At 45.7% G+C, this 13809-nt stretch carries 13 protein-coding genes; 1 reads left to right on the top strand and 12 read right to left on the bottom strand.

All coding sequences use genetic code 11. The features are described 5' to 3' along the window. Positions 1 to 39: 39 nt before the first annotated feature. Positions 40 to 1092 (bottom strand): dual-specificity RNA methyltransferase RlmN, encoded by a 1053-nt coding sequence (rlmN, locus tag F461_RS0104365; RefSeq protein WP_019999938.1) that lies wholly within the window; start codon positions 1090 to 1092, stop codon positions 40 to 42. 266 nt (positions 1093 to 1358) lie between these two features. Here rlmN and F461_RS0104360 point away from each other — a divergent pair, with 266 nt between their 5' ends. Continuing rightward, positions 1359 to 2351, top strand: a complete 993-nt coding sequence (locus F461_RS0104360; protein WP_143154802.1) for a hypothetical protein — start codon at positions 1359 to 1361, stop codon at positions 2349 to 2351. Positions 2352 to 2471: 120 nt separating this feature from the next. Here F461_RS0104360 and F461_RS0104355 read toward each other — a convergent pair whose 3' ends face one another. From F461_RS0104355 to F461_RS0104305, 11 genes are all read right to left on the bottom strand, one after another. After that, entirely contained in the window at positions 2472 to 3638 is a 1167-nt protein-coding gene (locus F461_RS0104355; RefSeq protein ID WP_019999936.1) for an iron-containing alcohol dehydrogenase, read from the bottom strand. A gap of 189 nt (positions 3639 to 3827) precedes the next feature. Further along, the gene (locus F461_RS0104350) at positions 3828 to 4484 is read right to left on the bottom strand and encodes an ABC transporter ATP-binding protein (RefSeq protein ID WP_019999935.1); all 657 of its coding nucleotides are present in this window, start codon (positions 4482 to 4484) and stop codon (positions 3828 to 3830) included. A 2-nt stretch (positions 4485 to 4486) separates the two neighbouring features. Continuing rightward, a complete protein-coding gene (locus tag F461_RS0104345; RefSeq protein WP_019999934.1) occupies positions 4487 to 5182 on the bottom strand; it encodes an ABC transporter permease in 696 nt (231 codons plus the stop codon). A gap of 69 nt (positions 5183 to 5251) precedes the next feature. Beyond that, complete coding sequence (locus tag F461_RS0104340) at positions 5252 to 6073, bottom strand: ABC transporter substrate-binding protein (RefSeq protein WP_019999933.1); 822 nt, start codon at positions 6071 to 6073, stop codon at positions 5252 to 5254. 451 nt (positions 6074 to 6524) lie between these two features. Then, the gene (locus F461_RS0104335; RefSeq protein WP_019999932.1) at positions 6525 to 7010 is read right to left on the bottom strand and encodes a hypothetical protein; all 486 of its coding nucleotides are present in this window, start codon (positions 7008 to 7010) and stop codon (positions 6525 to 6527) included. 87 nt (positions 7011 to 7097) lie between these two features. Further along, complete coding sequence (locus F461_RS0104330; RefSeq protein ID WP_019999931.1) at positions 7098 to 8237, bottom strand: MFS transporter; 1140 nt, start codon at positions 8235 to 8237, stop codon at positions 7098 to 7100. A 156-nt stretch (positions 8238 to 8393) separates the two neighbouring features. Beyond that, the gene (gene amrA, locus F461_RS0104325) at positions 8394 to 8972 is read right to left on the bottom strand and encodes an AmmeMemoRadiSam system protein A (protein WP_019999930.1); all 579 of its coding nucleotides are present in this window, start codon (positions 8970 to 8972) and stop codon (positions 8394 to 8396) included. Positions 8973 to 8983: 11 nt separating this feature from the next. Beyond that, positions 8984 to 9955 (bottom strand): LysR family transcriptional regulator, encoded by a 972-nt coding sequence (locus F461_RS0104320; RefSeq protein ID WP_019999929.1) that lies wholly within the window; start codon positions 9953 to 9955, stop codon positions 8984 to 8986. Positions 9956 to 9958: 3 nt separating this feature from the next. Further along, the gene (gene purN, locus F461_RS0104315) at positions 9959 to 10633 is read right to left on the bottom strand and encodes a phosphoribosylglycinamide formyltransferase (RefSeq protein ID WP_019999928.1); all 675 of its coding nucleotides are present in this window, start codon (positions 10631 to 10633) and stop codon (positions 9959 to 9961) included. 6 nt (positions 10634 to 10639) lie between these two features. After that, the gene (gene acs, locus F461_RS0104310) at positions 10640 to 12613 is read right to left on the bottom strand and encodes an acetate--CoA ligase (RefSeq protein WP_019999927.1); all 1974 of its coding nucleotides are present in this window, start codon (positions 12611 to 12613) and stop codon (positions 10640 to 10642) included. Between the two features lies 1 nt (position 12614). Further along, positions 12615 to 13499: a LytR/AlgR family response regulator transcription factor gene (locus tag F461_RS0104305; protein WP_019999926.1), complete on the bottom strand. Its 885-nt coding sequence runs from the start codon at positions 13497 to 13499 to the stop codon at positions 12615 to 12617. Positions 13500 to 13809: the final 310 nt, after the last annotated feature.

Genomic DNA, 13809 nt, shown 5'->3' with positions numbered 1-13809 from the left:
AACAAAGCCCAGAGCGTTTCGCTCTGGGCTTTGTTGTTTCTAACATTCAGCTTCATTTTTGCTTTGATCGGCAACAAGCTGTCCGCATGCTGCTTTGATATCCGCGCCTTTTGACTGCCGGATAATGGCTGTAACGCCTTTGTCCCAGAGAACTTTCTGGAACTTGAGCACAGCTTCTTCTGAAGGAGCTTTATACGGGTCGCCCTCAGACGGATTGTAGACGATGAGGTTAAGTTTTGATTTGGTTTGGGAGATAAGCTTAACGAGTTCGCGTGCATCTTCCACAGAATCGTTCACTCCGCCGAGCAGGAGGTATTCGTATGTAATACGTTCTCGTGTTTTGAGTGGATAGTTCTTAAGGGCAGTCATGAAATCATCAAGTTTCCAGCGTGCAGCCTTAGGCATAATTTTAGCGCGAACGTCCTGATTCGGAGCATGCAGAGATACTGCGAGGAACGCAAGGCCGGATTCGCCAAGTTCGTATAACCCCTTCTGAATACCACAGGTGGAAACAGTTACGCGGCGCGGAGAAAATGCAAGGCCGAGAGTGCTGTGCATAGTGTTGAGAGACTTGAGGAGATTCTCCAGATTCAGCAGAGGTTCGCCCATGCCCATGAACACGATGTTACGCAGGATAGGACGTTCTGCTACATCGTTGAGGTAATGGCGCGCAACGAGTACCTGCCCGAGGATTTCACTTTGGGTCATGTTGCGTTTAAAACCCATTGTACCGGTGGAACAGAAGGTACACGCCATGGCGCAACCTACCTGACAGGAAAGACACTGGGAGTATCTTCCCTTTGAGCCGGGAATAAGCACGGTTTCCACGAGAGCATCGTCATGTAGTTTTAAGAGAAATTTGATCGTGCCATCTTTGCTTTTCTGGGAGGTAACAACTTCCGGCCAGCGGATGTATGCTTCTTCGTGCAGGCGAGCGCGAACAGCTTTGGAGATGTTGGTCATCTCATCGAAAGATTGAACGTATTTGTTCCACAGCCACTGCCAAACTTGCTTGGTGCGGAACTTTTTTTCCCCGAGTTCTACGAGGAACTCTTCAAGCTCTTCATATGAGAGATCAAGAATATTAACCATGACGGCCCCTTTTATCCGGCATTATGTACCGGTGAATATGTGGATGAACGCAGTGCGCCATCGCCACAGACTCTATATACATTAACGGTTGACCTGTGAAGAGGCGGTAGAAATCTTTGCGTATTTCGAAATGGTAAGTCTTGCCGTCTGCTCACCGTGTTCCATGTCTGCTGTAAAATAACTACTTATTTTTTAAAGAGAATAGTGATATGTGAATATAGTTTTCTTGTGTGGGTATAATTGTTCTACCGCTATGGAGGAGTGCTGTGAGACGTATGAGCAACTGTATGGTTGCGATTATTTTTTTACTTTGCACTGCGACTGTGCAAGTTGTTGCAGATGATGTTTGTTTGAAGCAAGTTCCGGCAATACGTAGTGTAGATATGGAGCTATATACTTTTTACATGAAGCATAGTCAGGGGCTGGAACTGTGTTGCGCTACATGTCCTGCCCAGTCTGAAACGTTCGAAAATGCCTCGGGGATTTTTGCTGTCCTGCTTGATGATGCGGTATCATCTATACGCGGACAGTATAATGATGTTGTAGATTTTCAGAAGCTTGACTCTGTGCTGCTTACATCCAGTAAAAAAACGTATTCTCAGTCTGCTGGATGTACGCCGTGTAGTTCATTGGCGAAAAAAATCCAGACATATTCAGAGTCCGGTCTTCCAACCGTAATGGCACGTACTGTGTTGCTTCATACCGAAAAGTATATACGGAATCCTGAACTTGAATTTAATGACGGCTTGGTATCCACCGCCCGTTACCAGTGGGTTGCCAGTGGCAAAAGGAGAACCTGTCGTGTTTCTATTCCGAAAACATGGGGTCGGGTCGGGTCAGACACTGCTAACCGTTCTTTTGAGTATCGGAGTGCATTGGGAACTGGCATTCCGTTTTTCTCCATTCAGTATGTTCCGGCAAAGCGTGTGCGGTCAGATGAAGGTATTATGCAGGAACTTCAGGGTCGAGTTTCTGCAGAAGTCTTGAAAAAACAGTTCGGGGGCGTGGAAATTTTGGCGCAAGGTATTCAGCGGCTTGGAGATATTCAGGGGATTTGGGTTATGTTTTCGGCGAAGGGGAAAGGAGACCGGAGCGCGGGATATTATTATAACTGGTATATGCTGGTTGATGGTACCGTGTTGGTCTTTCAGTCCGGCGTATGTGGTTCCAGCAAGTTTCCAACGATAGAGCAGGAACAGATGTTCCGGAAATATTATCAGACCCTACGAGAAATCGCTGTTTCTTCTGTGATTGGATAAGGTTTGTACTCCGGCGCGGTCAATTTAGAGCGCTGAGGTTTTGTGGCTTAAAAAAGCCCGTCATCGTGCATGTGATAACGGGCTTTACTTGTAACTAATAAAATCTGTTGCAATAAATTTTTATAATATGCGCATGAAAATTTCGGCAACGTCCTCTTTGCTGAGTGGTGCGATACGCCCGAGGTCACGATACGCGAACGCATTTTCAACAAGATGCGGGACATCTTTTTCTGTTACGCCCCAGTGGGAAAGACGTGATGGTGCTCCCCAAGTGGAGAATGCTGCACGTGTGGCATCGATACCATCTTGAATAGTTGCCTGTCCCCACACTGTCGCTGCAAATCTATTAAAAATATCTGGAGCTTTTGCGCAAACCTGCTGCATCCATGAAGGGAAGATAACTGCAAGGCCTTCCCCATGCGGGATATGCGGAAATCGTCCGCTAAGAGCATGCTCAAGTGCATGAGAAGTCCAGTCTCCGCCGGATAAGCCGCATCCCGTAAGTCCGTTAAGACTTAAGCAGGAGGCCCATGCGAGGTTGGCACGTGCTTCATAATTGGAAGGGTCGTGCTGCAGGGAATGCATAGAGTTAATGAGAGAAATGAGTAGTCCTTCACAAATGTTCAGGGTTGTCTCCTCATTAAAATATCCGGTGCGTTTGTCAGCAATGCGTCCGCGGAAATAGTTTTCCATAATGTGAGTCATTGCATCAATACCGCTACCTGCGGTGATTTTCCATGGAGCCTGCACTTGGTAGAGGGGATCTATCGCAGTTACCTTCGGAATCATGCAGTGACCGCCAAGACTCCATTTTTTTTGCAATTGCTCGTTGGTGATGACAGCTTTACCATTCATCTCAGAGCCAGTACCGGACAACGTAACAACAGTGTATACAGGTAAAGAACGCTCAACTGCTTTGCGGGATTCAACCCGTTCCCAGTAGTCATCAAGGTAGAAACCAGCAGCGATGGCTTTTGCAGCGTCAATAACACTGCCGCCGCCGACGCCTAGTACTGCCCCTACGCTGGATTTACGGGCAATATTTATTCCCGCTTCAATTTGCTCAAGTGAAGGGTTGGGTTTAATTCCCCAAAACTCGGTCCACTCCACGCCTGCTTCCTGCAATGAACGGGTTGTTGCTTCATACGCACCGTTATTACGGGCAGATCCGTTTCCCATAACAAGAAGAACGGAAGACGCTTCTTTCACAATATGCCAGCCAATGAGATCGACCGCGTCTTGACCAAAAATTACCTGAGTTGGGGCACTATAAGTAAAAGCATCCATGTTAATCACCTGATAAGAAAAAGTTACTGCCCAAAGTTATGCAGTGTCGACTATAGCGGGTAACTGGAGTGACGACAAGTCTTGTGATGCTTTATAGTATAAAAGGACATAACAGTAGTGTCTCTTTAATCCGGTAAAGTGACGATATTCTATAGGGAGAGTATAGCAGGAAAGGCGATAACGGTATTGCTATCCTGAATGTACAGCGTCTATTTTCCCGTTACGAATAAGTACTGTTCGATCCGATACAGAGCGTAGCCATTCTCTGTCGTGCGAAACAATGATCAAACTTGTTTTATGTTCATTTTTTGCGCGTACTGCTGCATTTCTGATGCGCTCAGCAGATTCTTCATCAAGAGAAGATGTAGGTTCATCCATCAGCAGTACACTTGGACGAATAACAAGACGTGCTGCAAGGGCTACTCGTTGCGCTTCGCCGCCGGAAAGTTCAAACCAGTTGCGGGTAAGGAAGATGGCTGGTGAAAGTCCTACTTCTTCCAGTGCAGAAGCTGCAAGGCCGGAAATATTTGAGATGCCCCGAACATGTAAACCGTATTCAATATTTTCTTGAACACTTCTCTTCAGCAAGTATGGTTGCTGGGTAAGCAGTGTCACTTCGCGTCTTAGCTTAGTATCCATAATGGAAGTATCAACCCCTTTATAGAGTACGTTACCTGTGTGTGGTAATTCCAAAAACGCAAGCATACGCATAAGAGTAGATTTACCACTGCCGTTGGGGCCTACTATACCAGTGATGGTTCCTGCTTCCAGCGTAAGGGATTCTATAGTGAGGACTGTTCTGCCGCTATATATTTGAGCAATGTTTGAAAGTTGATAAAGCGACATGACTATTGCCCCGCGCGTCGTTTGAGTTTTGCGACACTGAAGTTCACCCCAAAGGCGATAATAAGCAGCACCACGCCAAGGGCAATGCCCATTGCAAATTCGCCTTTGCCGGTTTCCAGCGCAATGGCGGTTGTAATGGTGCGTGTGTGCCATTTGATGTTTCCGCCTACCATCATGGAAATACCTATTTCAGAGACTATGCGCCCATAGGCCGCAACTCCGGCAAGCATGAGGTGGTAGCGGGTTTCCCATAGCGTTGCCCGTAGTACCTGAAATTTATCTGCCCCGAGGGTTAGCAATGTTTCTTTCATGCCGGATTCGGCGTTTTCCACCGCGTTTGCGACCATAGCTACAACGATAGGCATACCGAGCATAACTTGACCAATGGCAATGCCGGGGAGAGTAAAGAGCAAACCATAGTCGCCGAAAGGGCCTTGGCGTGATACCAGTGAGTAGACAAGCAGACCGATGACCACTGTTGGGAAGGATAGAAGAGTGTCGGTAAACATCCGCAGGGTCTCACGTCCTTTAAATCGGTAGTACCCAAGTACGAAGCCGAGCGGTGCTCCAAGAAGGATTGTTAGAAAAATAGAAAGAGATGATACGCAGAGCGTGATGTATACAGCAGACCATGTCTCCGGATTCCCGTCGAAAAGAAGCTGAAAAGCCTTTAGCAGACCTTCATATATGAAACCCATGTAATCTCCTTGCCCAAAAAAAGGGGTGGCAAAAGCCACCCCAGCAAAACCTATTTGTGCAAAAGCAAACTATTTACCTGCGTTAGGAGTAAACAGCTGTTTGCCGAGAAGACGGAAGTCGCCGATTGCTTTCTGTGCTTTAGGTGAAGCCATCCAACCGATGAATTCATTAGCAAGTTCTACTTTTGCCTTAGGGCAAACAGCAGGGTTGATTGCAATAGCACTGTACTGGTTAAAGAGTACCTTATCGCCTTCTACAACGATGTTCAATGGTGTCTTACCTTTGTTAACGTCCATGTACTTGATCCAAGTACCACGGTCAGTCATTGTGTAGGCACCTTTTTGAGCTGCTGCGTTCAGAGTCTTGAGCATACCCTGACCAAGCTGCATGTACCAGTCTGCTTTATCAGGAACTGCCATGCCTGCAGCTTTCCAGAGGGAAATTTCTTTTTTGTTGGTACCGGAGTTGTCACCGCGTGAAGCGAAAGGAGCTTTTGCTTTTGCAATTGCTTTCAGTGCCTTTTCTACAGGCAAACCTTTTACGTGCGCAGGGTCTGTGTCAGGACCGACGATAACAAAGTCGTTGTACATAAGCTGGGTGCGACCAATGCCGTGACCATCTTTAACAAATTTCTTTTCTGCACCTGGAGCATGTACGAGCAGTACATCAACATCGCAGTTGCGGCCCATTGCAAGTGCTTTACCGGTACCGATAGCGGTCCAGCGAATGTCGATGCCAGTGTCTTTAGTGAATTCAGGCATGAGCTCATCAAGCAGTCCGGTATTATCAGTACTGGTGGTGGTTGCCATCATGAGTACTTTATCTTTCGCTTGTGCCATTGCTGGTACGAGCAGCGCTAATGCGAGAAGTAAGGCAGCAAATTTTTTCATTACGAGCTCCAAAGTCATTTTAAGTTATTTTTAGTCCTCAAAAGTGCTTGAATGAGGTGTAACCATATTTTTATACTAAAGGAAACTAAAAATACCTGATTATAAAATGACACTTTGAAAAAAAATAACTCGTTACATACTTATTTTGTTGAATATAATTATTTGTATATGAAAAAGATAACCATAGATAACTGAGGATGACAGCAAGAAGATCAGTGAAAAATTTATTGCCGTGAGATTTATAACAATAAGACTCGTGGTATTAGTTATGGCTGACTGGTATTTTATAAAAAAGCCAAGATCATACATGCTGTCAGCATAGTGCGATCTTGGCTTTTATTTGTACTGTTGTATTTATTCATTGAATTGGAGCATACGTAACGACTAAAGGCAGTTTAGTACTGGTTTGCCTTTATCTATGCAGAAGAGAACTTGTTAACAGAATGTGGATTTATTCAAACAAGTACCCGTATTGCAAAGCAATTTGATCTGTTTTGTTTGCTATGGAGGTTGCGAGCATAGTAACATTGTCTGCTGTCACAATTCCAGTATCCTGAGCAAGGTAATATTTCAGGTTGTTGGCGTCTTCAGAAAATACCCACACAATGCTGTATACAGAACCGATTTTAGGACGGTCTGAAAATTCTGACATAGTAGTAATCATAACTGTAATTTTTGGCACATCTTCGTTTGTCATTTTAAACAGACTGGATGTGTTGCAGGCACTTTTGAGTTCAAATGCCAGCATGGAGCCAAGATTGTCTGCCCCCTGTTGTCCAATAAAAATAGGAGTAGTGCGTGAGGTAAGCACGGCAGGAGTATCGGCTTTAGGGTCGCTAACCTGCGTTGCTTTTGTTTGTTTTGGAGCTTCTTTTGCGAATGCAGGAACTGCAGCGCATGTAATGCAAATGAGTACGAAGCAGAGTAGTTTTTTCACTTTGTTCTCCTTATGTCGTTTCGCGATGTAGAATGACGTTCCGTGGCACATGGTACGTGTCGTAGATTTTGTCAGAGTGTTCGTGGGTTAGTCCTGATCCGGTGTGCTGATACATTGCACGAAAATAAGAGAAATAAAGGCCAGCCCTGCAGCAGCAATGAATGGAATCTTATAGTCTACCATCCATAATATGCCGCCACAGACAGGAATAACAACGGCAGCAATATGGTTTATGGTAAAGCTAACTGCCATGGAAGGGGCAATATCGGTCGGATCCGCAATTTTTTGGAAGTAGGATCTAATTGCCGGAGAAAAATTGTAGAAAATGTGATCGAGTACATACAGGAAGGCAACAAGCAATTTAGAGTCAACATACGCATACGAAGTGAAAATAAAAATCATAGCTGCGTATTCCAGTGAAAGGACTTTGCGTTCTCCGAATTTGTTGATGGCCCTGCCTATGGCTGGAGAAAGCCACCAGTTTATGACGTTATTAATTATGAAGAGCAAGGTGATTTCCTGTATGGAATAGTGAAATTTTTCCACCATAAGGAACACGGCAAATGCCACAAATATTTGTCGGCGGGCACCTGCAAAAAAGTTGAGCAGGTAGAAGAGCCAGTAGCGCCAGCGCAGAACCATTTTTTTATTCTGTGGAGGAACGTTAGCAGCCGTTGGATTTTGCGTTAAACACCAGAGGGCTGCCAGAATCACAATACTACCGAAGAGTAAAAACAGTTGCTGAAAATTAAGTATCATACTCAACAGAAATATTACACCACCGACAACAAGGTTAGTTGCCGACCCCATTGCACGGAGTCTCCCCATAATAACAGGTGCTTCTTTTAAGTCGAAATATTGTAGAGTAAGGGATTGGTTGACTGTCTCGTAGTAATGCATACCGAAGCTCATTATAAGCGTTGTAATAATGAGTCCTTGATATGTAGGTAAAAAGCCCGTCAGCCCGACACCAAAACCGAGGATAATTATAGAGACTGCTGCGAGGCGGTGTTCTGTAATGAAGAGCAATAGGTAGATGACGAGAAGAGCAAGAAACCCAGGTACTTCACGAACGGATTGAATGAGGCCGATTTGTTGACCAGTCAGACCAACAATATCAACAGCAAAGTTGTTGTAAAGGGTACGCCATGCTTGAAAACCCGCTGCAACAGCAATGGTCATAACAAGCAGAAAAATATACATTCTGCGGCGATCTGCGTCGGACATGGTTGGCTCTCCAGAATATCATGCAAAAAATGTGTAGATGGTTACGCATAGTTAAGTGCGGGAAGCAATAATGCAAGATATTGTTTGTCCGCGCAAGCAAGATATTTGTAGATCAGATAAAAATGTATAAATTAAAGAGTGTTGTGTAGGTAGGGGTTAGAAGACATAGGCTTCAAACCAATAAATTTTTGTGGAGGGATGTTCCCACATGTTTGGTTTGAGTCCAGCCTTGATGCAGGTTTGTTCAAGAAATGTTTTGCGATCCCAGTGCCATTCTTTTGCAACCTGCGGGAGCAAAAGGCCGGAGTATGCTCCGTGTCGTATGATAAGCCCGTGGATTCCGATTTCTATACGATTGGTATCCGGACAGATGGTGATTGGTCCCATGATGGATATTTCTACAGAAAGCTCTGCAAATTCCGATTCTGATACTTGGGGAAAGCGAGGGTCTTCAAATGCTGCAGCGCGTGCCATGCGGGCAACTGTAAGGTATAATGGGCCTTGCCCGACGACATTACCAATGCAACCACGCAGCGTGTCATTTTTTTTAAGCGTGACAAAGGCCCCAAGCTCTTGCGTCAGCAGCTTGTTTTGCGGCTTAGGGACAACCTTATCATCAAGAGTATGTGCTCCTTCAAAATATGTGGTAATGCTCCACTGCACGAGTTTTTTCAAATAGTCTTTGTCTGCCTTAGATAAGGAAAGACTACGTACGTCTGCATTTTCATTATTCATACTTTTCTCCGCTATAGTACGCACAAAACGTTGCTCGTCGATTCCTGTGCCATGTAGCTGTAAAGACTGGCTTGAACAAGCTGCTGCATTGTATTCCGGAACCAAATGTGTGAGGCATCATGGTGATGTCGCTCATGCCACGCAATGGTGTAGTCAAACGACTCAACATAGAAGGGGAGAGCACACCATGAAAGACCGAACTCCGGTGCAAGATTGCTCGCGATATGGCTCGGCATAGTCGCAATCATATCAGAACCGCTTACAACTTTACAGACTGTCGTGAAGAGTGGAGCTGCAAAACGTATTGTCCGCCGTTGTCCAATTTTAGCCAGTTCTGCGTCTATAACTTGTACCTTGTCGCCGCCACCCGTAATGATAGCATGATCAAGTGTACAGTATTCGTTGAGAGAAATCCCTCCACCGCGGAGCATTAGAGGATGATTTTTACGCATGCAACATGCAAACTGATCTCGTCCGATAACGAGGTGATGCAAACCCTGATATTGTGAATCAAGCATGGAAGTAATGAGATCGTAGGAACCATTCGATAATTTACTGATTGTTGAACTGTCCGCTATCTCGAGTCTGATGGATATATTTGGAGCAACTTTCAGGTAGTTTTCTAATACCTTGGGAAAGATGTATTCTGCCACATAGTCTGATGTAGCAAAGGTAAAGGTTCGGTCACATTCCGCTGGCTCGAAGCTGCTGCGGTCAAGTAGTTCGGTTACCTCACCAAGAATGCGTTCCAGATCCTGATTTAGCTCAATGGCGCGTTCTGTGAGAGCAAAGTTGTTTCCACTGCGGACGAGAAGTGGGTCATCGAAGAGTTCCCGAAGATTCCTCAGGTTTTTACTCATACCGCTTTGTGTAATATTTAAGCGACTTGCTGCACGGGTAACATTGCCTTCATCAAGCAGTGCTTTAAGCGCAACAAGCAAATTAAGATTCACTGAAGCCAGATTCACTCGCCCTGTTTTCATTACCTAAAATCCATCTTCTAATTGAGGTGAAACGATAAAGCTACCGTCAGAGGGCACTTTGGGTAATCCGATGTCCTGCACAAAAACTTTACGTCCGTTCAGAGTTACACGTCCTGTGGAAATCCATTGTAGCACTTGCGGGTAAATGCGGTGCTCAAGCTTAAGAACTCGATTTTGCACAACTTCTACTGGTTCTTCAGATGTAAAGGGTACCACTGCTTGAGCAATAATAGCACCATTATCCATGATTTCATCAACGAAATGTACTGTACATCCTGCCAGTGTTACACCGTACTTAACAGCGTCCGTAATGCCGTGTGCTCCTTTAAATGAAGGCAGCAACGCAGGGTGGATATTAATAATGCGTCCTGCAAATGTTTGAATGAACAAAGGAGTTAATATGCGCATAAAACCTGCGAGAACAACAATATCAATATCAGCAGCTTGCAGTTGTTCAATCATAGCCGCATCAAATGTTTCCCTGCTTTTGTAGTCGGCATGGAGAATCGTTGTTGTGGGAATTCCGGCTTTTTTGGCGCGTTCGAGTGCATAGGCATCACTTCGGTTGCATAGTACCAGACGTATATCTGCTTTTAACGAACCGCGCTCAACGGCATCAATAATGGATTGTAGATTGGAGCCTGATCCAGACGCAAGTACTGCTATTTTTAATGCCATTTCGTCCTACTTTATAGTTGCCCAGAACGGGTCTTCTTCCAAGGTGCTGGTATCACCAATGTCTCCACCGGTTATTTCAGCACGCAGTAGCCTGCGCATGATTTTACCGCTTCGGTTACGCGGTAGCGCATCACGGATCTCCACAGAACCAAGAACTGCGATCGACCCTAATTCTGCTCGAGTGTGCTCAATAAGTTGCTGTTCCGTCTCGTCTTCCTCGTCCATAAAGTACATTGCGTCAGTCTGTTCTTTCAAGACGACAAATGCTTTTGCCACTTCGCCGCGTATAGGATCAGGAATACCAATGACAGCACATTCTGCAACCAGTGGGTGCGTTGCGAGAGCTGCTTCAAATTCAGCGGTACCGAATCGATGCCCTGAAATCATAATAACATCATCTGCACGACCCTGTAGCCAGATGTATCCGTCCTCGTCCTTCCGGGCAATATCTCCGGAGCAATAATAGCCGGGGAAGTGTGACCAATAAGTATCTATGTACGCCTGATCATCGTTGAATAAGGTCGTAATCATGGCAGGCCAAGGTTGTTTGATGATTAGATAGCCGCCTTTACCTGTCGGGACTGTGTTGCCGTCATCATCAACAATATCAATATCAATTGCTGGCAGCGGGCGAGCTACAGAACCCGGTTTAAGAACGGAAATCGGGTAGGGGGAAATCATTATCATCCCCGTTTCTGTCTGCCACCATGTATCCAGCAGTGGGCATTTCCCTCTACCTATGTGCTTATGGAACCAGACCCATGCTTCCGGTGAAATAGGTTCACCTACAGTGCCGAGCAGACGCAATGTGCTCAGATCATGCCGCTGGGCATATTCTTCTCCGAAACGCATAAGCATACGGATAAGTGTAGGCACTGTATAGAGTACAGAAATTCCCCATCGTTCCACGACAGACCATAATCTTCCTGCTTCCGGATAAAGCGGATGCCCTTCATACATAAATGTCGTGGTACCTGCCATAAGCGGGCCGTAGACGACATAAGAGTGCCCCGTAATCCAGCCGACATCGGCAGTACACCAGAAAATATCAGTGGCATTATTGTCGAAAACCTGTGTGAACGTGTGATGGACACCGACCATGTAACCACCATGTGAGTGTACTACGCCTTTGGGCTTGTCTGTTGTACCGGAAGTGTAGAGCATAAAAAGCGGGTCGGTGGCGTCCATGCTCTCTGTTATGGACTCGTATGATTTTTCACGCATGATGTCGTGCCACCAGAGATCTTTTTTGGCGTCCATGGGGACGGTAACATGAGTGCGGTGTACAACAATGGTGTGGTCTACGGAATGTATAGTTTGTTCCAGTGCCTCATCTACGAGTGGTTTTAGTGTTAGAATACGACCATTACGATAGAAGGCATCAACCGTGATAATAATTTTCGGTTTCGCATCTTCAATGCGTTCGGCGAGGGCATTGGCGGAAAAACCTGCAAACACGACACTGTGAATTGCGCCGATTTTAGCAGCTGCAAGCATGGAGACCACTGTTTCCGGTAGCGACGGGAGATAGATAACAACTCTGTCTCCTTTGGAGACGCCGAGTTCGCGCAGTGCATTAGCGCATTTGTTTACTTCTCTGTAGAGTTCAAAATATGTGAGTCGTCTTGTATCACCCGGCTCTCCTTCCCAGATAAGTGCAAGCTTGTTGCGGTTGGGAGATGTTATGTGCCTGTCGAGTGCATTGTGAACAATATTGCAACGTGCGCCGTAAAACCATTTATAGAAGGGGGCATCAGTATTGTTAAGTACGGTGTCCCAACGGCGGTACCACTGAAGGCGTTCAGCCGCATCTTCCCAGTAGGCTAAACGATTGGCGTGTGCTCTATCGTGAGCATGTTTAAGATCGGCAGGGTTTACAGCAGAATCTGCAATAACACGCGGCAAAGGACGGAAAACACGTTGTTCCGTTAAAAGTGATTCAACAGTGCCGTTGGAGGTTTGTTGTGTGTTGTCTGTCATGCTATAGCCCCAGAACTTGTTTGAGTTCACCTAACCGCCTGCGGCTGATAGGAATTTCGATGCGGGTGCGTCCTGCAGTTCGCAGCATAAAGTTTGAACCGGGAAGCGAAGCGATTTCGGTAACCATGTCCAGATTTACAAGAAATTTTCGGTGTGCTCGGAAAAAATTATGCGGCCGCAGTCTGGCTTCAAGAATTTTCAATCTGTACGAAGTCAGATGCTTTTCTGAAGCTGTATGAACATAGGTGTAGTCTTCACTGGCTTCGATAAAGATAATCTCGTGGTACGGCAATAGCATGGTGCGCCCACCGGAAGTAATTGCAAGCTTTTCAATTTCAGCAGGGCGAAATTTTTCTGTAAATTCCCATGCTTGTCGGAGGGCATGGAGGAACTGCTCTTGCTCTTCCTCTTCCAACGGGAGTTGCAGAGTTTGTTCGGGTTCTTCTTGCCTTGAGCCGGATGTATTTCTGGTTGTTGACTCCTGCCATTGTGTAGAAGGCTCTTGTGCAAGGTTGAAATGCATTTTGAATTGTTCAAGGCGGGTAACAGAACGTGCGAATCGTTCCTGTGTACAAGGAAAAATGAGGTAATCAGTGGCGTCAAGTTCAAACGCGGTAAAGGCATCATCCTCATTGTCTGCAAGAAAAATGAGAGCAGGCTGTTTGGTGCGTCCGCGGAGTCGTCGTGTGAGTTCAAAACCGTCGTGAGGCTCTTTTATGGAAACCGCCACGACCAGAACAGCGTACTCAATGGCACCGAGCAATTCCAGTGCTTCGTCCACATGCACGGCCTCGCCCACTATACGTACGAAATCAACAGGTTCGAAAAAATTTCGGAGCTGTGTGCGGATTTCCGGATCTGGATGAACAAGGAGTGTTGGTAACATAGTCGGCAACCGTGATTAGAAAGCTGAAAAAAGATAAATAACTGACTCAATCAATACTACATTCTCAACAGCGGCATGTGAAGGAAAACTCTTTTTTCTTTGGTTGAACAGTGAGTTTGTAGCTAAAAACGAAATAATCAGCAAAGCGCAAATAGAGTTATCCGAAGAAATCCACGGCAGGGAAGTGTCTTTTCCGCTGTTTTTTGCGTCAGGAGGCTGTTCTTGAGAATCCAATGATCACGTATGGTAATCTCTTCCATTGGAGGTGCAAAAAACTCGTCTGAGGTGTGCATTATCATGCTCGTACTTG

This window comes from Halodesulfovibrio aestuarii DSM 17919 = ATCC 29578 (genome assembly GCF_000384815.1).
Lineage (GTDB): Bacteria > Desulfobacterota > Desulfovibrionia > Desulfovibrionales > Desulfovibrionaceae > Halodesulfovibrio > Halodesulfovibrio aestuarii.
This window is presented reverse-complemented; position numbering and strand designations above follow the sequence as displayed.

What these genes read in the sequence shown, in the direction of transcription:
- F461_RS0104305 (WP_019999926.1), bottom strand. Translation starts at nt 13,499, where the DNA reads ATGTTACCAACACTCCTTGTTCATCCAGATCCGGAAATCCGCACACAG.
- purN (WP_019999928.1), bottom strand. Translation starts at nt 10,633, where the DNA reads ATGGCATTAAAAATAGCAGTACTTGCGTCTGGATCAGGCTCCAATCTA.
- acs (WP_019999927.1), bottom strand. Translation starts at nt 12,613, where the DNA reads ATGACAGACAACACACAACAAACCTCCAACGGCACTGTTGAATCACTT.
- F461_RS0104345 (WP_019999934.1), bottom strand. Translation starts at nt 5,182, where the DNA reads ATGGGTTTCATATATGAAGGTCTGCTAAAGGCTTTTCAGCTTCTTTTC.
- rlmN (WP_019999938.1), bottom strand. Translation starts at nt 1,092, where the DNA reads ATGGTTAATATTCTTGATCTCTCATATGAAGAGCTTGAAGAGTTCCTC.
- F461_RS0104320 (WP_019999929.1), bottom strand. Translation starts at nt 9,955, where the DNA reads ATGAAAACAGGGCGAGTGAATCTGGCTTCAGTGAATCTTAATTTGCTT.
- F461_RS0104330 (WP_019999931.1), bottom strand. Translation starts at nt 8,237, where the DNA reads ATGTCCGACGCAGATCGCCGCAGAATGTATATTTTTCTGCTTGTTATG.
- F461_RS0104355 (WP_019999936.1), bottom strand. Translation starts at nt 3,638, where the DNA reads ATGGATGCTTTTACTTATAGTGCCCCAACTCAGGTAATTTTTGGTCAA.
- F461_RS0104340 (WP_019999933.1), bottom strand. Translation starts at nt 6,073, where the DNA reads ATGAAAAAATTTGCTGCCTTACTTCTCGCATTAGCGCTGCTCGTACCA.
- F461_RS0104350 (WP_019999935.1), bottom strand. Translation starts at nt 4,484, where the DNA reads ATGTCGCTTTATCAACTTTCAAACATTGCTCAAATATATAGCGGCAGA.
- amrA (WP_019999930.1), bottom strand. Translation starts at nt 8,972, where the DNA reads ATGAATAATGAAAATGCAGACGTACGTAGTCTTTCCTTATCTAAGGCA.